General features: G+C 50.8%; 14 protein-coding genes and 3 pseudogenes. 4 read left to right on the top strand and 13 right to left on the bottom strand.

All coding sequences use genetic code 11. The features are described 5' to 3' along the window. Positions 1-351: 351 nt before the first annotated feature. Positions 352-1,633: pseudogene (locus ACKQAD_RS19560) on the top strand (MFS transporter). Here ACKQAD_RS19560 and ACKQAD_RS19565 read toward each other — a convergent pair. The 5 genes and pseudogenes from ACKQAD_RS19565 to trxC form a co-directional block, all read right to left on the bottom strand. Further along, positions 1,630-1,954 (bottom strand): annotated as a pseudogene (locus ACKQAD_RS19565) (YfiM family lipoprotein). The pseudogenes ACKQAD_RS19560 and ACKQAD_RS19565 overlap by 4 nt on opposite strands. 65 nt (positions 1,955-2,019) lie before the next feature. Next, positions 2,020-3,375 carry a CDP-diacylglycerol--serine O-phosphatidyltransferase gene (gene pssA / locus ACKQAD_RS19570; RefSeq protein WP_409161663.1) on the bottom strand — a complete coding sequence of 452 codons (1,356 nt, stop codon included), beginning with the start codon at positions 3,373-3,375 and terminating at the stop codon, positions 2,020-2,022. Positions 3,376-3,566: 191 nt separating this feature from the next. Further along, positions 3,567-6,215 (bottom strand): bifunctional acetate--CoA ligase family protein/GNAT family N-acetyltransferase, encoded by a 2,649-nt coding sequence (locus ACKQAD_RS19575; protein ID WP_409161650.1) that lies wholly within the window; start codon positions 6,213-6,215, stop codon positions 3,567-3,569. A gap of 51 nt (positions 6,216-6,266) precedes the next feature. Further along, the gene (locus ACKQAD_RS19580) at positions 6,267-6,998 is read right to left on the bottom strand and encodes a tRNA-uridine aminocarboxypropyltransferase (RefSeq protein ID WP_409161651.1); all 732 of its coding nucleotides are present in this window, start codon (positions 6,996-6,998) and stop codon (positions 6,267-6,269) included. 147 nt (positions 6,999-7,145) lie between these two features. Continuing rightward, positions 7,146-7,565, bottom strand: coding sequence for a thioredoxin TrxC (trxC, locus tag ACKQAD_RS19585; protein ID WP_409161652.1), 420 nt, complete (start codon positions 7,563-7,565; stop codon positions 7,146-7,148). A 249-nt stretch (positions 7,566-7,814) separates the two neighbouring features. Between trxC and ACKQAD_RS19590 the strand changes: the two genes are divergently transcribed. Next, entirely contained in the window at positions 7,815-8,963 is a 1,149-nt protein-coding gene (locus tag ACKQAD_RS19590) for a tRNA/rRNA methyltransferase (RefSeq protein WP_409161653.1), read from the top strand. Positions 8,964-9,032: 69 nt separating this feature from the next. Beyond that, on the top strand, positions 9,033-9,473 hold the full coding sequence (locus ACKQAD_RS19595) for a DUF3574 domain-containing protein (protein WP_409161654.1): 441 nt from the start codon (positions 9,033-9,035) through the stop codon (positions 9,471-9,473). Between the two features lie 186 nt (positions 9,474-9,659). Here ACKQAD_RS19595 and ACKQAD_RS19600 read toward each other — a convergent pair whose 3' ends face one another. The 7 genes from ACKQAD_RS19600 to ACKQAD_RS19630 form a co-directional block, all read right to left on the bottom strand. Continuing rightward, positions 9,660-10,844 (bottom strand): NupC/NupG family nucleoside CNT transporter, encoded by a 1,185-nt coding sequence (locus ACKQAD_RS19600; RefSeq protein ID WP_409161655.1) that lies wholly within the window; start codon positions 10,842-10,844, stop codon positions 9,660-9,662. Between the two features lie 207 nt (positions 10,845-11,051). Next, a complete protein-coding gene (gene emrB, locus ACKQAD_RS19605) occupies positions 11,052-12,587 on the bottom strand; it encodes a multidrug efflux MFS transporter permease subunit EmrB (protein WP_409161656.1) in 1,536 nt (511 codons plus the stop codon). A gap of 17 nt (positions 12,588-12,604) precedes the next feature. Continuing rightward, on the bottom strand, positions 12,605-13,780 hold the full coding sequence (emrA, locus tag ACKQAD_RS19610; RefSeq protein ID WP_409161657.1) for a multidrug efflux MFS transporter periplasmic adaptor subunit EmrA: 1,176 nt from the start codon (positions 13,778-13,780) through the stop codon (positions 12,605-12,607). 289 nt (positions 13,781-14,069) lie between these two features. Further along, entirely contained in the window at positions 14,070-14,585 is a 516-nt protein-coding gene (gene mprA / locus ACKQAD_RS19615; protein ID WP_409161658.1) for a transcriptional repressor MprA, read from the bottom strand. Positions 14,586-14,774: 189 nt separating this feature from the next. Next, positions 14,775-15,104: an L-valine transporter subunit YgaH gene (gene ygaH / locus ACKQAD_RS19620; protein WP_409161659.1), complete on the bottom strand. Its 330-nt coding sequence runs from the start codon at positions 15,102-15,104 to the stop codon at positions 14,775-14,777. Further along, positions 15,101-15,859, bottom strand: a complete 759-nt coding sequence (locus ACKQAD_RS19625) for an AzlC family ABC transporter permease (RefSeq protein WP_409161660.1) — start codon at positions 15,857-15,859, stop codon at positions 15,101-15,103. The genes ygaH and ACKQAD_RS19625 overlap by 4 nt, the downstream gene beginning before the upstream one ends. Positions 15,860-16,042: 183 nt before the next feature. Further along, positions 16,043-17,263, bottom strand: a complete 1,221-nt coding sequence (locus ACKQAD_RS19630; RefSeq protein WP_409161661.1) for an MFS transporter — start codon at positions 17,261-17,263, stop codon at positions 16,043-16,045. A 168-nt stretch (positions 17,264-17,431) separates the two neighbouring features. Between ACKQAD_RS19630 and ACKQAD_RS19635 the strand changes: the two genes are divergently transcribed. Then, entirely contained in the window at positions 17,432-18,592 is a 1,161-nt protein-coding gene (locus ACKQAD_RS19635; RefSeq protein WP_409161662.1) for a lactonase family protein, read from the top strand. Positions 18,593-18,720: 128 nt separating this feature from the next. Here ACKQAD_RS19635 and ACKQAD_RS19640 read toward each other — a convergent pair. Beyond that, positions 18,721-20,745: pseudogene (locus ACKQAD_RS19640) on the bottom strand (peptidase domain-containing ABC transporter); the annotation flags it as partial. Between the last annotated feature and the right edge of the window lie 46 nt (positions 20,746-20,791).

Consider the following 20,791-nt stretch of genomic DNA (forward strand, 5'->3'; position numbering starts at 1 on the left):
CGTAGCGCCGATGGTAGTGTGGGGCTTCCCCATGTGAGAGTAGGGAACTGCCAGGTTTCAATTAAGACAAAAGGCCATCCTTAATAGGATGGCCTTTTGTTTACAGTATATTAGCCCTTTTCTTTTGCCTGCATAGGCGCTGCTTATCTTCTTATTCATTCTCCTCATAATAACGTTTTGTTTATATCTGCTTTATTTATCCCTGTTTCATTTAAGGATAATTAAAAATACTGTCTGCTTTGTTACATTAATAAATTATTACAATCAGGAACTTTTTGCCTCAGAGGTTAAGTGCTGCTTTACTATAGCGGGCATCGTTTCATGCCCGGAAAAACAGGAGAATAAAATAAGATGACTGATCTAACGGAGAAGGCGAAAGATACGCGTCAGCGTATCCGGGCCATAGTTGGCGCTTCATCGGGTAATTTAGTCGAGTGGTTTGATTTTTATGTTTATTCCTTTTGCTCAATCTATTTTGCCCATATCTTTTTCCCGTCGGGAAATACCACCACGCAATTACTACAAACAGCAGGGGTTTTTGCAGCAGGCTTTTTAATGAGACCGATCGGCGGTTGGCTTTTCGGTTACATTGCTGACAAGCATGGTCGTAAAAATTCAATGTTAATTTCGGTTTGCATGATGTGTTTTGGGTCTCTGGTGATTGCATGTTTACCGGGATATGAAACTATTGGCACCTGGGCCCCCTTTTTATTGCTATTAGCTCGTTTATTTCAAGGACTTTCCGTTGGGGGGGGAATACGGTACCAGTGCAACGTATATGAGTGAAGTTGCCGTTGAAGGAAGAAAGGGATTCTATGCTTCTTTTCAATATGTCACGCTGATTGGTGGTCAATTGTTGGCATTGCTCGTTGTTGTGATATTGCAGCAGATTCTGAGTGATGAAGATTTGCGTGCATGGGGATGGCGTATTCCTTTTGCCCTCGGTGCTATTTTGGCGATTGTTGCGCTTTATTTACGCCGTTCTCTGAATGAAACCTCTGATAAAACGACGCGCGAACATAAGGATGCCGGTTCGCTTGCGGGGTTGTGGAAACATCGCCGCGCCTTTATTACCGTATTGGGTTTTACGGCCGGTGGCTCCTTAGCCTTTTATACGTTTACCACTTATATGCAAAAATATCTGGTGAATACGGCGGGAATGCATGCGAAAACGGCGAGTGGATTAATGACCCTCGCGCTGTTTATCTTTATGCTGCTGCAACCGTTCTTTGGCGCGCTGTCGGATAAGATTGGGCGGCGTAGCTCAATGCTTTTCTTCGGTGGGTTTGCAGCACTGCTCACGGTTCCCATTCTGACGGTGCTACAGAGTGTGACAAGTCCTGTCATTGCTTTCTCGTTGGTGATGCTTTCACTGATTGTTGTCAGTTTCTACACGTCCATCAGCGGAATTTTAAAAGCAGAAATGTTCCCGCCCGAAGTTCGTGCGTTAGGCGTTGGTTTATCTTATGCGGTGGCTAATGCATTGTTTGGTGGTTCTGCTGAGTATGTTGCGCTTTCGCTGAAATCATTTGGTATGGAAACAGCTTTCTTCTGGTATGTATCAGGAATGGGAGCGATTGCGTTTATTGTATCGCTAACACTGCATCGGAAGGGAAAAGGGATGAAGCTTTAGTGTTCAGATAATTGCCATAACGCATAGCCGGTGGTTGCACCGGCTATATCCCAAACAAGATCTTGCCAGCTCCAGCCGGTTCCGCCTTCCCGGCTATCATAAAGCTCTTTTGCCATCCCCATTGCTGATTGACAACATAATACCGAATCCTCCGCTATGTTCTGAGCTCCAGCGCTGATAAGTACCATACTCATATCCGGCGGCGCTGATGGCGACTGAGTCGAGAAAATGTTGGGCTTTATCCTGACCTGTCTAGCGATCTTGCGTGATGTTAGTGTATCCAGAACAGCAAACCATTGTGGCAATGCACAGTAAACGCATAGCGCTTATCCATAGAGAATAAAAAAACCCCGGAAGCCGAGGTTTTTCAAAGTATAGCGTGAGTCTTAGAGAATGCGACTGATGAGCCGATCAATACGAATACGGCGCAGGCGTCGTATTAGCTTACGGACTTTCACCGGATATTGCGCGATGCTTTCCAGTTCCATATAGCTTTTTACGATGTGGGTATGTGTCCTGATTTTATCCAGCTCGTCCAGACGTTGCTGCAATAAAACCTGCTGAGGATCGTGAATCAGGATGGCGTTTTCCAGATCCAGACGCCATGCGCGAGGGTTAAGGTTATTCCCCGTCAGCAGTTGCCATTTGTCATCGATCCACATGCCTTTCAGGTGGAAGCTGTTGTCGCCGTCTTTCCATAACCGCACAACAAGCTGCTGATTCTCAATGTAGCGTTCCAGACGACTCAGGAAACGGCGCAGGTTGATCTCATAGAGATACGGTAATGCCCCAATGATTTTAAAAGGCTGATCTTCTGGAATATAGAAATCGTTGGCGGTCTTATCACCAATAATAATTTCTACTTTCTTGCCGTCTCGCAACAGCCGGATGATATTTCTGACCAGTAGCGCTGGCAGGTTGAAATAGGGGGTACAGATGATCAGATGCTCGTCAGCGCAATACATCAGGTGATGTATGGTCTTGTTCAGCGGGCTTTGCTTTCCTAATCCGACCAATGGTGTGACGGTTAATTCGTTCGCATCCGTGCTGTATTCCGGGGCCTGATAGCTGGCGGTACGCAACGTTTGACGGAACTGCTTGATATCATTTTTGATTTCCAGACTCTTCGGGCGATCGGTATGATCCAACCGCTGGACTGCCGGGGCTGACAGCATCGTCTGGATATAGTGCACCATCGTATCAGCCAATACTGAATTATGAATCAGCTGATAGCGGTCATAGCGGTACTTCTGATGCTGATGCAGATAAACATCATTCAGGCTGGCTCCGCTATAGATGACCGTGTCATCGACAATGAATCCTTTCAGGTGCAGGACGCCCAACGCTTCGCGTGTGTTGACAGGAATGCCATAGACAGGGAAATGCGTGTCTGAATGTTTTTTCGCCATGTCACAATACCAATCGGCATTGGTATTTTCTGCCGCTGCGCCGATCCTGCCACGCTGAGCACGATGCCAGTCTACCAGAACGCGGGCATCCAGTTCTGGACACTGTCGTTTGGCTTCATAAATTGCGGATAGAATCCCCATGCCGCCGTCATCACGTTCAAGGTATAACGCCACGATATAGATGCGCTTTTTAGCACTCAAAATGGCGTTAATCAACGTCGTGCGGAAAAGTTCAGGCGAATGCAACGTCTGAACATCATCTGCGTTCTGAGGGATTCTGGGCAGTTGTGCAAGGTGCTGTTGGTATTTATTGCGTTTAAAATTTGACAGCATCACAGTGCGTTTCTTCTCTCATCAGTTTATACCCACCATACTCTTCTAGCTGCACTAGGGTATATGACCTTCTGGTCATTATTAAAAGTTAAGGAGTAGCCGAATGAGCGATAATACCATTACTTTCCGGCTGTTGTGAGCCCGTTTTGCGATAACCATTCCCGTTGCAAGAGCCATGTCACGTCGTACGATCAGTCTTTCAGCGGCAATTCCAGCGTCACAATACCTTCTTCTAATTGTACGTCGATGTGAAAACCGAGCTTTTTGGACAGTTGAATCATGCCTTGATTATGCGGCATGGTGATGCCAGTCAAGCGGGAGAGACCGTGTGCCCGGGCGTAACCAATCAGCTTTTCCAACAACCGTCTGCCAAGGCCCAGCCCTTTTAGATCGGAGCGCACCAGCACGGCAAATTCTGCATCCGTATTATCAGGATCGGAAATCGCGCGCGTCACGCCAATAATCTCAGCCTTCTCTCCACGTTGGCGTACGGCAACGAATGCCATCTCACGATCGTAGTCAATTTGCGTCATATTGGCTAAGTCTTCGTGATTAAATTCATTAATTTCGCTGAAATAACGGTAATACAGGTCCTCTTTCGTCACTCTTGCGATGAACGAGCTGAGCAGGGGTTCGTCTTCCGGCAAAATCGGTCTAAACAGGCAGATGTCGCTATTTTTGAGAATGACCGTTTCTTCTAGCTCATGTGGATAAGGGCGGATTGCCAGCCTTGACTGTGGATCGCCACTAAACGGTGTCAGGTGCAGCGTGACATCCAGCAGCGTAAACGCATCCCCAGACGCCAGCAGAGGATGGATATCTAGTCGGGAAATTTCAGGGCAATCGAGAATCAGGTTGGAAACCTGAACCAGCAAGCGGCTGAGCGCGGGAATGTCCAGAGGACGCAGCGCGCTGTATTCCCTAATTTTACCGCCTTTCACCGCTTGTAGCACCAGATAGCGGGCTAGCGTCATATTCAGCGGGGGAAGGGCGACGGCGGCTTGCTTTTCTCGCCACTCAACGCCGCCTTCTCCCAGCATAATCAGCGGGCCGAAAACGGGATCTTGCTCGACGGCAATCCTGAGTTCCTGTGCACCCGCGCGATTTGCCATGCTCTGCACCAGCAGGCCGTAAATACGCGCCTGCGGATAGGTGCGTTTTACCCGGTCGAGAATGGCGTCTGCCGCCTGCTGGACTTCTCTGGCGGTTCGCAGGTATAGCATGACGCCTTGAACTTCCGACTTATGCGGAATATCTGGCGACCTCAGCTTAATCGCAACCGGGTAGCCAATTTGCTCAGCGATATGGACGGCTTCTGCACTGTCGCCAGCAATCCAGGTGGGTAAGGTATTCAAACCATAGGCTTGCAGAATTGGTTGAACTTCATGCGTATCGAGCTGAGTGACGCCATCTGACAACGCCTGATGAATCAGAGCATGTGCCTGACTGGCGTTGATGCCTAAATCCAGCGGCAGCGCTGGGGTTTCCTTTAACTGTTTCTGATTACGCCGATATTCGACGATATGCATGAATGCCGTTACCGCGCCTTCTGGCGTGCGATAGGTCGGAATGCCAGCGTCGTTAAACAAGCGCCGCGCTTCCTGCGAGGAGAATTCGCCGCACCAGTTGGTCAGTAGCGTAATTCTCTTCCCACGCGGATGTTGTTGAAAGAGAGTAATCAGCTGCGCAGCGCTCTCGGTACTGGGGGCGGCAGCGCTGGGGGCGTGAATGATCAAGAGTGCATCGATCTCGTCGCTGTCCAGTAATACGGATACCGCCGCCAGATAACGAGCGGCTGTCGCATCATCACGCAGATCGAGCGGATTACCGATAGTGACGGCCTGCGGTAACGTTTTCTGTAGCGCTTGACGGGTCGCCTCGCTGAACTGTGCCAGCTTGCCTTGTCGGATGAGAAGCTGATCCAGCGCCTGTGCGGCCGGCGACGCGCCGTTGCTCACCAACATCAAGCGTTCACCGCGTAGCGGTCGCAGGTGACTTAAGGTTTCCACTGCGGAAAACAGCTCATGTGTATCCCGTACCCGCAGCAAACCTGCACGTTGAATGGCCGCGTCATAGGCGGCATCCAGACCGTGGCGTTGGTCATTCAGCAGTTTCTGTGCCTGCTGGCTGCGCCCGCTTTTGATCACCAGTATCGGTTTATTTCGGGAGGCGCTACGGGAGGAGGAAAGAAAGCGGCGTGCATCGCTGATGTGTTCCAGATGCAGCAGAATCGCACTGGTCTTGCCATCGCGTGCCAGAAAATCTAACAGGTCGTCGACATCAATATCCAGGCTGTCGCCCAGAGCGATAAAATAGGAAAAACCAATACCGCGCTGCTGCGCCCAATCCAGTATCGTGTTGGAAACGGCGGCCGACTGCGAGATAAATGCCAGTTTGCCTTTCATAATTGGCACTGGCGAGAAGCTGGCATTCAGACCTTGCCAAGGCGCGAGTAGTCCGAGACTGTTGGGGCCAAGCAAGCGCATATGGTAGCGCACGGCGCAGGCTTTTAATTCGCTGAACTGGGCCGGCGGCGCGGAGAGAATGATGACAGTTTTGCAGCCTTTTTGCCCCAGATCCTCTAACAGCGTCAGATTACGGCTGGCGTTGGTACAGATCACGGCAAGATCGGGTGTCATCGGCAGGCTGGCAACCGTCGGGTAGCCCAGCACGCCGCAAACCGCGCGATATTTCGGCGTAACGGGCAGCACGGGGCCGCTGAAATGGCCGTCCAGCAGGTTCTTCATCATCAGAAAACCGGCTCGTCCCGGCTTTTCTGATGCGCCGAGAACAGCAATAGACTTAGGGCGTAACAGTGCTTCCAATCCGCGCTGGCTCATGCGTCACTCCTTACACATCAATCCCCTTTGATACTAAACGCTTTCTGCCGGTTATGTTGTGACGATGGGTAAATTTTCCCGCACGCGGTGGTGTGATTTCCCAGCCAGATAGTGTCGCCGGAAACGGTCAAAGTGTTGCGATAGCGCGTCAGCTGCAATGGTGTCGCCTGCCTGAGTGAGCAGCGCGATAGCAATCTCGGCGGTGCAATGTTGTCCTGCGCTGCTGGCTTCACGCAACTGATAGCGGGAAAGGGCGTCTACATTCAGCGACAGGATTGGCAGATTGTCCAGATAGGGGCTTTTGCGGAACATCTTGCGCGCTTCCGGCCAGGTGCCATCAAGCAAGACAAACAGGGCGGGCTTTTCCGTGGCGGGAAGTTGCTGAAATACCTGACGTCCTTCTTCTGCCGCATCGGCAAGGAAGACCAGATAGGGCTGAACATCCGGGTCTTGCAGAGCCACAAGCAACTGGGGATCGGGCGCGGTGCGTGACCAGAGAAACGCCTGTGTCTCAGGCAGAATATCGGCGATGAGGCGTCCGGTATTGCTCGGCTTTAGCGGTTCGGTATCAAACATCACCAGACAGAAGCGGCTGCGGGATGGCTGTGTCTGAAAGGTATGGCACAGACAGTTGGTTGCGGGCAACAAACACTGCTGGCAGCGTACGATGCGGCAGCCACGGGCGCGGAACGGTTTGGTTGACTGCTCAAGACGCTGCTGGCGCAGGCGAAGTACGGCATTGTCCATGCGAGGAGGGTTGGCCATTAAAGGACGGTTGATCATGAAATAGGTGACGCCATGAGATGTTGCAACGAACCTGCTTCGTTGTAAGCATCGGGAAGCTGGTTCAGAAAGGCGACATTCTAATCGACTGGCGGGTTGACCAAAAGAGGCGTGGGCAATTATGCCCACGTTTCCCACCCTAACGTTTTACAGCGACTCGTCCAGCCAGCTCTCAAACGGTGCTTTTGGCAACGCGCCGTTGAGGATGTCGACCATCTGACCCTGCTTGAAGATCATGAGGGTTGGAATGCTACGGATGCGGAAACGTGCGCTAAGTGCCGGTTCGGCTTCGGTGTTAACCTTAATAAAACGAATTTTCCCACTACGCTCCTGCGCGACATTTTCGAACACGGGAGCGAAGTTGACGCAGGGGCCGCACCAGGGTGCCCAGAAGTCGACCACGACGGGAAGATCGTCCTGCAACAGTTTATCGAGCGTTGCCTCTGTGGCATTGATGACGTCACCACTGAATAAGGTTTCTCCACAACGACCACACTTTGTATGGTCATCAACACGCGCTTCTGGCAGGCGATTGGTTGTTTGGCAAGATCCACATACCGTATTCATAACAGGGCCTCAGATAAAAGGGCTAAAATAAAGATGTCGCTGATAAAATGCGCGTAATTCGGCATTGGAAAGTCAACGGCATGTTGCTTAAGCGTGAATAAATTATGGTGGGGAGACCGGATGACAACAATGTGGTTTGCCCAATAGGTACAATAGCTTCTGACTGTTAGCGCTCTTTTACCACAAGCGTGTGGCTAAGCGGGTGTACATAAGGTAATCTTCGCGCCCAGCGCGTAGGTGGAGAAAACAATGAGCGATTCATTCAATAGTAAAAGCGGCAAAGTCCGTGTGATGTACGTCCGCAGTGATGATGAGGGCGAGAAAGAGAATAAAAACAAGCGCCCAACTGACAAAGATCGTCGTGGCGATCGGCGTGATGGCGGCGGTTCACGGGATCAGCGTGAAAAGCCGAAGCATCCGCGCGACGTTAACCCGCGCTATGCCCGGGAAAATCCGTCCCGCGACGGCGATAGCAATAAAACGCCGTGGGGCAATAAAGATCGTAACGAACACCGCGGCGATCGTCCTCGTCGTCCGCGTGATGAAGAAACGGGGGGTTATGAATCCCCGTGGAAAACCGTGTCTCGTGCTCCTGGCGATAGCGAAACACCAGATCATGGCGGTATTACTGGCAAAAGCCAGATCGATCCTGAGCAACTGCGTCGCCAGCGTCAGGAAGAAACACGCGTCTATGGTGAAAATGCCTGTCAGGCGCTGTTTAAAAACCGCTCTGAGGTGATTGTTCGTGCCTGGTTCCTGCAAGAAGTGACGCCACGTTTTCGCGACGCATTGCGCTGGATGGCGGCAAACCGCAAGGCTTACCACGTTGTGGAAGAGGAAGAATTGGTTAAGGCTTCCGGTACTGAACACCACGGCGGCGTCTGCTTTCTGATTAAAAAGCGTCAGGGACTGGATGTGCGTGAGTACCTGAAAACGGCCGGTGAGCATGACTGTGTGCTGGCGCTGGAAGATGTGGGTAACCCGCACAATCTCGGCGGTATTATGCGCAGCTGCGCGCATTTCGGCGTGAAAGGTATTCTGGTGCAGGATGCTGCACTGCTGGAATCCGGCGCGGCCGTGCGTACGGCGGAAGGCGGCGCGGAACACGTTAAAGCGATTAACGCTGACGATTTCCTGTCCGTGCTGGCGGAGTTCCGTCGTGCGGGCTACACCATTGTGACCACGTCCAGCCATAAAGGGACTGCTTTGTCGCAGGCTACGCTTCCGGCGAAAACCGTGATCGTGCTGGGTCAGGAAGGTGATGGTCTGTCCGATAGCGCCTGGCAACAGGGTGATGTGAAAGTCTCTATCGGCGGTACCGGTAAGGTTGAAAGTCTGAATATTTCCGTCGCAACGGGTATTTTGCTGTCCGAGTGGTGGCGACAGAACCAGGCCTGACAATTGCGCGTTGGCTCTCAGGGGGAATTCCCCCCTGAGAAGGCGTAACCACGGATGAGAGAACGATTGATGAAGCAGAACGTTATCGCGGTATCGTTGTTGTTGGGCGCATTACTGGCAAGCGGTTGCAGTTCGCTACCGCACTCATCCACCGCTGTTGCCGCTGCACCGGTCGCTGAGGCGTGTAAGATTGGTGACAAGCAGGTACAGACCACGCTGTATTTTGGTTTGAATCGTCCCGCTGGCCCGGTGATTTCCGATGCTGAGTGGAAAGCGTTTCTGGACGGCGAAGTGACGCCACGCTTTAAAGAAGGGCTGACGGTGTTCGATGCTAAAGGACAATGGCTGGGGAACGATGGTGTCGTTGCCCGGGAGAACAGCAAAGCGCTGATGTTGATTCATGGTGCCGATAAAGAGCGTGATATTGAAGCGCTGCGCACCGCTTACAAATCACGTTTCGCGCAGGAATCCGTCATGCGGATTGATGCGCCCGTCTGCGTCGCCTTCTGATTCAGACCGTTTGTAAATTTATCCATAGAACAAGAACGGTGATAATGGGATAGAAGAGTAAAGCGTTTGCGCCATGGATGGCGCAATCCGAGCTTACAAGGACGTACTCGTAGCGTCTTTACGATCTACCCATTATCACCGCTCGACTGATTTTGTTATCAGTCTGGTGATTTTTATCAACTTGTATTACAGCACCAGTCCCGCTACCGCCGCAGACAGCAAACTCACCAGCGTAGAGCCGTAAACCAGTTTCAGGCCGAAGCGTGATACCACGTTGCCTTGTGCTTCATTCAGCCCTTTGATCGCACCGGCGATAATGCCGATTGATGCGAAGTTGGCGAAAGAGATCAGGAACACGGACAAAATCCCCAGGCCGCGTGGCGACATCTCTGCCGCGATCTTCTTCAGTTCGATCATGGCAACGAACTCATTCGCCACTAGCTTGGTTGCCATGATGCTACCCGCGTTCAGGATATCGGAAGACGGAATGCCGATCAGCCACGCCAGCGGTGAAAAGACATAGCCCATAATCGCCTGAAAGCTAATACCGAAAACGGTGCTGAACAGCGCATTGACGGCGGCAATTAAGGCCACGAAACCGATCAGCATTGCCATAATAATCATCGCGACTCTAAAACCGGCAAGGATGTATTCCCCCAGCATTTCAAAGAAGCTTTGGTCTTCATGCAGCTTTTCCAGCTTCAATTCTGGTTCATCGTCAGGCTGATAAGGGTTGATGATCGACAGAACGATAAAGGTGCTGAACATATTCAGAATCAGCGCCGCAACGACGTATTTGGCGTCCAGCATGGTCATGTAAGCGCTGATGATCGACATCGAAACGGTCGACATCGCCGTCGCGGCCATCGTGTACATCCGCCGTGGTGACATGTCGGCGATGATGCCTTTATAGACGATAAAGTTCTCCGACTGCCCGAGCATCAACGTACTTACGGCGTTAAACGACTCCAGTTTCCCCATCCCGTTCACTTTGGACAGCAGTGTGCCGATCCCTTTGATAATCAGCGGTAAAATGCGCCAGTGCTGCAAAATGCCGATCAGTGCGGAAATAAACACGATAGGGCAGAGCACATTGAGGAAGATGAAGGAAAGCCCTTGTGCGTTCATCCCGCCAAACACAAAATCGGTGCCTTGATTGGCGAAGGATAAGAGCTTTTCAAACAAACCGGCAAAGGCGCGAATCGCGTTAAGTCCGATGCTGGAATGTAAAAGAAAATAAGCCAGCAAAACCTCAATTACCAGCAGTTGCACAATGAAGCGCAGCCGAATGCGTTTTCTGTCGTGACTCGCAAGCAATGCCAGCAAAAAAATTGCCGTCGTTGCCAAAATGAAATGTAAAACCTGTGACATAGCACAACCCCCCATCCCCGAATAAAAAGAGGCGCATTGTAATCGGAATGTGAAAACATGTTTATCCCGAATCTGTAAATCCTTATTCGCTACAGCACTATCAGATAGGGGGGGCGGCAGGATAATCAGGGAAGGGGGAGAATATTAAGAGTGTTCCCCTTCGACCAATTTACTGGCTGAAGGGGAAAGAAGGATTACGGCGACGAGTTAATGCGCGCCACCCCCTCCACCGCTGGTGGTAAAGGGCGGTTTAGCGAACCAGACCAGCACCAGCAGCACCAGAAATCCCCCAGCAGCAACCCAGAAGATCTCGTTGGCGGAGATAATCAGTCCCTGCGCGGTAATCTGTTCTGCGATGTAGGCCGAGGTCTGCGTTTGACTCATACCCATGGACTGAAGTTGTTGGTACGTCTCCTGCGCTATCGGATTATACGGTGTGATAGATTCCGTCAGATGCGCATGGTGCAACGATTCACGCTGCGTCCAGAGCGTGGTGGTTAGCGACGTCCCGATCGATCCCGCTAGCGTTCGGGTAAAGTTCGACAGACTTGATGCTGCCGCTAAACGTTCAGGTGGAAGTCCCGACAGCGTGATGGTGGTCAGCGGCATGAAGAAGCAGGCGACGGCAAACCCCTGAACGAACTGTGGCCAGGCCGATGCGCCGAAATCCATGCCCGGTTCGAAGGTATACGCGCGCCAGTAAAAACAAACCGCATACATGATAAAGCTGAACGTCACCAGTTTACGCATATCCAGACGCGGTGCGAATCGACCGATAATCGGCGACAGCACGACAGGCATCAGTCCAACCGGTGCGGATGCCAGCCCGGCCCATGTGGCGGTATAGCCATACACCTCCTGCAATAGCTGCGGTAAGAGCACGATCGTCCCGAAGTAAAACATGTAAGCAAGGCTGATACACAGACAACCAATGGTGAAGTTGCGCGATTTAAATAGGGATAAATCCACCACCGGATGGTCGTCCGTCAGTTCCCAGACAATCAGGAACACGATGGCAATCACCGCCACGACGGTCAGGGTGATGATTTCCGTCGAGTTAAACCAGTCCAGCTCTTTTCCTCGGTCGAGCATCATCTGAAGGCAGCCGATGCCGACGACCAGCAACGCCAGCCCGATGGTATCGATGGGCGTGATCTCGGTTTTGGTTTCTCGCCCACGCAGCGTTTGCAACGCAATAAATACAACGGCGATGCCGAGCGGAACGTTGATGAAGAATATCCATCCCCAGTGGTAGTTGTCGCTAATCCAGCCGCCTAGAATCGGGCCGCAGATCGGCGCGACGACCACCGTCATTGACCACAGCGCCAGAGCGATGCTGCGTTTCGCGGGGGGATAGTTGCTAAGCAACAAACTCTGTGACAGCGGGATCAGCGGCCCGGCGACAATTCCCTGCAACACGCGGGCGAAAATCAGCATTTCCAGGCTGGTGGACACACCACACAGCCAGGATGTCAGCGCGAAGAGCGCTGTTGACCACAGAAACAGACGGACTTCGCCAAACCGTTTAGCCAGCCAGCCGGTGACAGGAATAGAGATGGCGTTAGCGACCCCGAACGACGTGATGACCCATGTTCCCTGCGAGTTGGACGCACCCAGATTACCGGCGATGGTCGGAATAGCGACGTTGGCGATGGTAGAATCCAACACCTGCATAAACGTTGCCAGCGACAGAGCAACGGTCATCCAGGCCAGACTGGCACCTTTAAGCGGTTCTCTCTGCACGTTTCTCTCCTGCCCGATTAACCGGCGTTCGCCTGAATAATGGCGCTGATGTCCTGGTTAACAGGGGTGAGATCCAGCGTCAGCGCATCACTTTGGTAGGCTGGTGTGGTGCGTGAGGTTTCTGCTAACGCGCTGCCTTCTGTATTGGCGGTATCGACATTAACCAGTGCGGACAGGCCAATACGTAACGGATGCTCGGCGACCTGCTTGGGATCGAGTTCAATACGGACGGGCAGGCGCTGAACGACCTTGATCCAGTTGCCGGTCGCATTTTGGGCAGGTAACAGGGAGAACGCGCTACCGGTTCCCATATCAAGGCCGACCACTTTTCCCTGATACACGACATCATCACCGTAGATATCTGCGACCACGGTAGCCGGCTGGCCGATACGCATATTGGCTAGCTGTGTCTCTTTAAAGTTCGCATCGACCCACAGGTGATTGGCGGGAACCACGGCCATCAGCGCTGATGTCGGAGAGATACGTGCGCCAATCTGTACGCTGCGGCGGGAGACATAACCATCAATTGGGCTGACGATTTTGGTGCGCTGTAGCGCCAGCCAGGCATCGCGCATTTCTACAGAGGCTTGCTGTATAGCAGGCTGCTTCTCAAGCGGTGTATCCAGAATCATCGCCTGATTCCCCTGATATTGCTGCCTAGCGACTTCCAGCGCGGCTCTGGCGGTCGCGACGGCATCACGAGCATGCTGCACTTCTTCACGCCCGATGGCATTGGCGCTGCCTAGCGCCTCCCGGCGGCTCAAGTCGCTTTGTGCCTTGTTTAACTCGGTTTGGCGCAGTTCAATGTTGGCCTGATACTGCTTGCTGTTAATAATCAACTGGTGCGTCTGACGCACGCTGTTGGCCAGTCCGGTTTTCGCGCGTTCAAACGCCTGTAGGGCATCGGTAGGATCCAGCTCTACCAGTACCTGTCCCTGCTTAACAAAATCGGTATTGTCGACGTTAACATGAGTGACGCTGCCGCTGACCTGCGCCATGATCTGAATTTGATTACCTGCGACGTAGGCATCGTCAGTGCTTTGGTGGTACCTGAGCACCAGAAACCAGTAAACCAGCCAGACACCGCCCAGCACGACAAAAATAAACGTCAGCAGCGATAGCACTCGCTTACGCTGTTGTTTTTTGTTTCTTGGTGGCGTTTGCGGCACCTGATTTTCCACACTTTCACTCATGCTGTTCTCTCTCTTTTTATTCTCTTTGTATCGGCTATCACACCAGACTGTGCAGCCTGGCGATAGTCGCAATGAATTCATCTTGTTGTGCCGCTCGGGGCGCTTTCAGATCGCCTTGCTGGGAGCGTGAGATTGTCGTTTGCTAAGCCGCACGTTGCGATGGCGGAAAGGTCATGCGTATTTTTCGCAGCAAAACCCACCTGCCCGATACGCCTGCATCGGGTCATTCCGGGTGAAAAGGTGCCGACTATGATGCTTTATTGTTTTCTGTTGTTATTGAATATCGACGTTACAGGCTATCGATGTCGTCCATTTCATCCAGCCGAACCAGAAGCTTTCTCATCAGGGCTTCAAGCTGAGTTTGTTCACTGGGCTCAAGTGTCGAGCACAGCACATGGAGGCTGCGATGCTGTGGTGGAATCAGTTCGCCGAGAAAGGCTTTGCCTTCTTCTGTCAGATGCAAGTGCAGGCAGCGTCTGTCGTTGCTGCTTTCGCGTCGCTCAATCCAGCCTCTTTTTTCCAGATCGTCAGCGATACGCGTTGCATTGGTGCGTGATGACCCCAGTGCTGCGCTGAGTTCGGAAGGCTGAATGCTATAAGACTCTTGAGACTCCAGCGTCAGCAATGCCATGAAGAGGGTTTCATTGATGCCCTGATCTTTCAGCATTCTGTTTCTGTGTTCCAGAATTTTGCCTTGGACATGCATGAAAAGGCGCAATAGTAAGACTTCTTGGCGTGGGAATCCTGGTTTACGTGAAGCACGCAGGTCGAGCATTTGTTCTATAGGAGTGAATGAACTGTCCATTTTTTATATAAACCTCATTAATCACGGAGTGCATAGTAACTAATGTTACTAACTGGGTAAACGGCATTCAGGTGGGAAATTGTGCTTATTTCTGTGACAGAAAGTAAACAAAGAATAGTGTACATGAGGAATGATTCGCCGTTTACTTTATTTAAATCAAAATCTTATTTGATAATCCAGGCTGCGAATTCAAAGCAGCTTAAAGGCAATTCCGTAGCACAGCGCTCCCAGTAACGTCGATAAGATGATACTGCGGGTTTTATAAAAACAGGCCGTCAGCGTCATAAAGCCGACCAGCGTTGGCAGCAGCTTTTCGTGATGTGAAAGAATATCCGGCACACTGGAAACGATCAGCAGCGCACAAATAGAGGCAATGCTGATGCTATCAAGCAACAGGGCCTTTTTACCGCGCAGCAATGAGCCAGAGGCGCGTGAGGTGCTCAAACGCAGGGGCAGATAGCGGAAGAGGTAGTTCACCAGCCCCACCATCAGCCCGATAAGAATGACTTCCGTACTCATGTGTTCACCTGTGGCGTGGCGGGGTTAACCAGCGAGGCCAGACAGCCGCTGAGAATGCCGAGCAGTATCGCGGTTGGGATGGAGGAAAGCAGTAACCCCAGCAGCGCACCGCCTAGCGCGCAGGCTACGACCAGACTCTGTTTGCGTTTGAAAGAGGCGAGTAAAAAACTCAGGAAAAGTGCGGGCAGCATGAAAGATAGCGCAGCTTCGACGGCAGGGTAGTCATCCAGCGGGCCGTTGCCGAACACGGCACCGATCACTGTACCGAGCACCCATGAGAGCCAGGCGAGCAGTGACACGCCCATCATCCAGTTTTCTGACCAGCGGCGGTTGTCTTTCGCCAGCCGGGTCGCGGCGGCGGCAAAGACTTCGTCCGTCAGGCCGAACGCCCAGAACGCGGTTTTCCGGGTCGGCAGCCGTTGTGCAATGCGATGCCGTAACGCCGGTCCATACAGCACATGGCGGACATCCATCGCCATGACGGTCAAGGCCGCCACCCAGATGGACATGCCTGCGCTGAGCAGGGCGGTGATGACGAACTGACTGGCGCCAGCGTAAATGATGCAGGAGAGGAAAATGCCTTCCAGCGGCGTAAACCCTAATTTGACCGCGTTCATGCCAAACGCGAATGCCACGGGCATGTAGCCAATAACAATCGGCAGACTGTCGAAGACACCTTCGCTAAAGGACGCAGACTTTGTCGGTACCGATGATGCGGGTGTAGTTGATGAAACGGGTGTAATTAATGTCTTCACTGGCCTGATATTTTTTGTACTTAAAGGGAATTAACCAATAACACTAGCAAAGCGTTACCGGAATTTCACGCTATTGCGAAACGGGCGTGATGATTTTTAGTGCAATGGTATCGGACGTAACTTTCCCGGAAGAAACGGTCTCAACGAAGAGGGCTCAACCGGGAGAGTGACAAACGAGAGGCGCTATAGCGCTGCCATGGCTTCCTGCGTTTCGTGATGATGGCTTTGCCACCACACCAGCAGATTCAGCAGGCTGATAATAGCGCCTGCGGCACAGACGCCCAGCCAGCCCCAATGCTGGTAAGCCGAGGCGGAAAGGAGTGAACCCAGCGCGCCGCCGATGAAGTAGCTGGTCATATAGCCGGCCGTCAGTCGGTTACGTGCTTCGGGCATCATACGGTAGATCACACTCTGGTTGGTCACGTGCACGCCCTGAACTGCCAGATCCAGCACGACGATACCAATGAGCAGCGCGGCGACGGAATGAATGCCGAGCGCAATAAAGCCCCATGACAGCAAAAGCAGGACAATTCCCACGCTGGTGGTCGGCTTGGCTTTGCCCTGATCGACCAGACGCCCGGCACGCGATGCTGCCAATGCGCCCGCCGCGCCAACCAGCCCGAACAGACCGATTACGCCTTCGGAATAACCGTATGGCGGCGAAGCCAGCAGGAAGGCCATCGACGTCCACAGAATGCTGAAGTTGGCAAAGGACAGGCAGCCGAGAATGGCGCGTGTACGTAGCAGCGGGGTGGTGGAGAACAGACGGAAGATTGAGATCAACAACTGCGGGTAGTTCAGCGTACTTTGCTGAGGAATGCGTGGCAATGCCCGCCACAAAATCAGCGCCATGATAACCATCAACGTGCTGGCAACCCAGTACACGGTATGCCAGTCGCCGAGTGAAGCAAGCGCGCCCGCGACGGTACGCGCCAGCAGAATTCCCAATAGCAAGCCACTCATAATCGTGCCGACGACCTTACCGCGCGTCTCCGGGGTCGCCAGCGTCGCGGCGAGCGGCACCAGCAACTGTGCGACAACGGAGAACAGCCCGGTTAACGCCGTACCGGCAATCATGATCCAGAGCGTAGGCGCGCAGGCGGTGAGCAACATCCCGCCTGCGGCAAGTAACGTCATACCGACAATCAGCGTCCGGCGCTCAAACATATCCCCCAATGGAACCAAAAACAGCAGGCCGACGGCATAACCCAACTGTGCGGCGGTGACAATGAACCCCGCCTGATTGACGGAAAGCGCGAAGACTCTGGCAATGGTATCCAGCAGCGGCTGAGCATAATAGTTACTGGCGACGGCGAGCCCCGTCGCGGCAGACATAATCAGGGTCAACGACAGGCTGAGTCCTGGTTGTGGCTGGGGTGATAGCGATTGTTGCTGAAGAGACATAGTGTGAACGTTAATATGATGTTAAAAGCAGAAGCTATAGTATCCGGCAGAGCCACATAAGATGCCAGAATATCTTTACACTTCTGATGGATGACCGGGATATTTGGTTTTGCCGGGATTGATTTAGCGTATCGCTATCACACTATCACGCTATCGACAGGAGACATCATGTTTAAGGATTATCAGGTGGTTAAGAAAAAAAATATTGCGGTATTAATGGGATGCGTACTTTTGCCAGCCGTAGCGCTGTGGTCGATGGGGGCGCAGGCGATTACCGTTGTTTACGTCTCTGCGGCCACTGATGGCGCAATCGACGCCTACACGCTCAATACGCAAAGCGGCGAATTGACCGCTATCGGAAAAGTGGCCGCAGGAACGAAGGTGATGCCAATGGCCATTAGCCCGGATAAATCGTTCCTCTATGCGGCCACGCGCGGCATTCCTTACTCGGCGGTCAGTTATAAAATCGACCCTAAAAGCGGTGCACTCAGCTCGTTAGGGAAAGCGGAATTGCCGGACAGCATGGCCTACATTTCGACAGATTTTACGGGAAAGTGGCTGTTCAGCGCCTCGTATGGCGGTAATAAAATCGCAGTGAATGGTATCGATGCTGACGGCAAGGTGAACGCGAGTGCCGTCACGGTGGTGCCAACAGGGGAGAAGGCACACAGTATTATTGCCGATCGCAAAAATAAGTTCGTCTTTGCCAGCAATCTGGGCAGCGATCAGATTGTGCAGTTCCGCTTTGATGCGAAAACGGGCACGTTAACGCCGAATGAACCGGCGGAAATTAAATTGCCTGAAGGGAACGGGCCGCGCCATCTGGTGTTATCGCCAGATAATAAAACGCTCTACGTGAGCAATGAACTGTCCGGCAACGTCGCGCGTCTGGCGCTGAATGAAAAAACCGGGCAGCTTACGCTGTTGGATTATACGGACACCGTTCCTGCCGAGGCAGGGATGAGGGCAGGGACGATCACGCCGGATAAAAAGAATACCGACAGCCGACCGCAGATTTGGAGCGCTGATTTACGTCTGACGCCAAATGGAAAATTCCTGTACGTGTCGGAACGCACCAAAAGCACGATTACGCAACTGCGAGTAGAACCGAAAACCGGCCAGTTAAAATACATTACGCGCTACTCGACGGAAACGCAGCCGCGTGGTATTCAGATCGATCCAAGTGGAAAATTCCTGATCGCCAGCGGTGAAAAATCGACGTCGCTGTCGGTGTACCGCATCAATCAGGACAACGGGGATTTAGTGCGAGTCGGGCAATACCCGACCGGCAAAGGCGCTAACTGGGTCGAAATCGTTAATCTGCCGTAATTGCTGTGCCTCAATAAAAAGCGCCCCTTTCGCTGGAAAGGGGCGTAATACAAAATATGCGACGTTGTTTTGTGGCTATTATCAATTTTTTTATAGCAAAGATAATCTATCTAAACTTATCATACTCATTAGATGAGTGAAATAACTCTGTCAACAGATGAGATAGTTGAGTCTCTGTGCGCGATAATAATTCTCGTAATGTTCATTTTTTTAATAGCTTGACTTACGATAATTTCACTTTCTTCATCAAGGGAACTTGTTGCTTCATCCATAAATAAAATACTTGGCTTCCGATAAATAGCTCGTGCAATAAAAATCCGCTGTTTCTGTCCACCGGATAATCCTTCCCCAAGTTCACCAATCAGTGTTTCATAGCCCATAGGCATTTTAATTATAACATCATGGATGTAACTCGCTTTGGCACATTGAATCATCCAGTCTTCATTGACATTATCCACGAACCCGCAAATATTTTCTCTTATAGATCCAGAGAATAAATTATCATCTTGCATCACGCACGCAATCATTTTGTGATAATTATTAATTCCTATTTTTTTAATATCCACGCCGTTAACGATTATTTTCCCTGATTCAGGTTCAAATAACCCACACATTACTTTCATTAATGTTGTTTTTCCTGAACCTGATGAGCCAGTTATTGCAACACTTTCTCCCTGCGAGATGGCTAGATTAAGTTTATTGAATACGGGCATGGATTGGTTATCGTAGCGATAACAAAGATCCTGCGTTTCTAGTGATGCAGGTATCAAATTTGCTTCATAGAGGGTATCGGGTCTCTTCATTTCTTTTTTATGTAGTGCGATATCTGAGATGCGCTCATTATGTAAACTCATCATGCGAAGTTGGAGTAAGAAGTTAGTTAGTGATGTTACTCGAGTAGAGAACTGGCCTTTGAAAGATGCAAATGCCACAAACATACCCACTGTCATTTGATTATTAATAACCATGTTAGCGCCTAGCCATAGAATCACAGCCTGATCACAAGCAGATATAAATGTATTTATACCACCAAAGAGCATTTCCATTTTTGTGACTTTAATACCGGTATTGATCGTATCTATTTCCAGATTAAGCCAATGTGTACTTCGTTGGTTACTCATTCCCTGCATTTTTATTGCGGTAATTCCATATAATGTTTCCATAAAGTAAGAGTTTGCTCTTGCTCGTCTTATCAATGATTCTTCTGATAGTTGTCGATAATAATTGTAAGTTAACAGTCTGATTAATATATATAAGGTGGTAAACCCGATGACAGCCCAAATGAGATGTCCGCCATATAAAACCATAAGAACGAGTACGCCAATAACCATTATTCCATCCATAATGGCACCAACTACACTGGTTGTGAAGGTTGTTCGTAATGTATCAAGTGAGTTAAAACGGGATTGAATATCACCTAATTTACGACGCTCATAATAGTCTAATGGTAACGAAAGTAGATGGGAGAACAATCCTGCTTTCCATTGAACATTTATTAACGTACTCATCATCAATGATGACCAGGCTCTAACAATACTAATTGATGTACGTAATAGAATGAAAAATAGTAATCCGAGACAGATTAGAGTAACAAGATTATTGTCTCCTGCTGGAATTACGTGATCGATTGCTAATTGAGTACCAATTGGAATAACTAAATTCGTGAATTCAATCATGAGTGATAATAAAAATATTTTTACTAGTGTCCCTTTTATTCCATGAACACTTCGAATGAGCGAACCTAAACTGATTTTTTCACGTACCGTCTCGGCAGTAAATTCACTCCCAGGCCAGACTTCAAGTGCGACACCAGTAAAGTGCTGAGACATTTCTTTCTGCCCAACAGTTCGAGATCCTTGCACTGGATCGTGTAGAATAAAGGAATTACGTTTAACACCGACTAACACTACAAAGTGGTTAAAATCCCAGTGGAGTATCGCGGGGGTTCTTAATGAATGGATTTCATCTAGATCCAATGATAATGCCCGGCTCGTCATACCTAATTGTGTTGCAATGTTATTAATGCCAGTTAATGTTGTTCCACGAGTTGACAGATTAAATTGTTGCCGCAGGGATATAAGATCTATGTTTTTTCCATAGTATCCACATATCATCGCCAAGCAGGCTAAACCACATTCTGAAGATTGAGACTGTAATTTAAATTGTGTAATTGCCTGTTTTTGATATGTTCACTCCAAC

It is taken from the genome of Pectobacterium artocarpous (assembly GCF_046159765.1).
GTDB lineage: Bacteria > Pseudomonadota > Gammaproteobacteria > Enterobacterales > Enterobacteriaceae > Pectobacterium.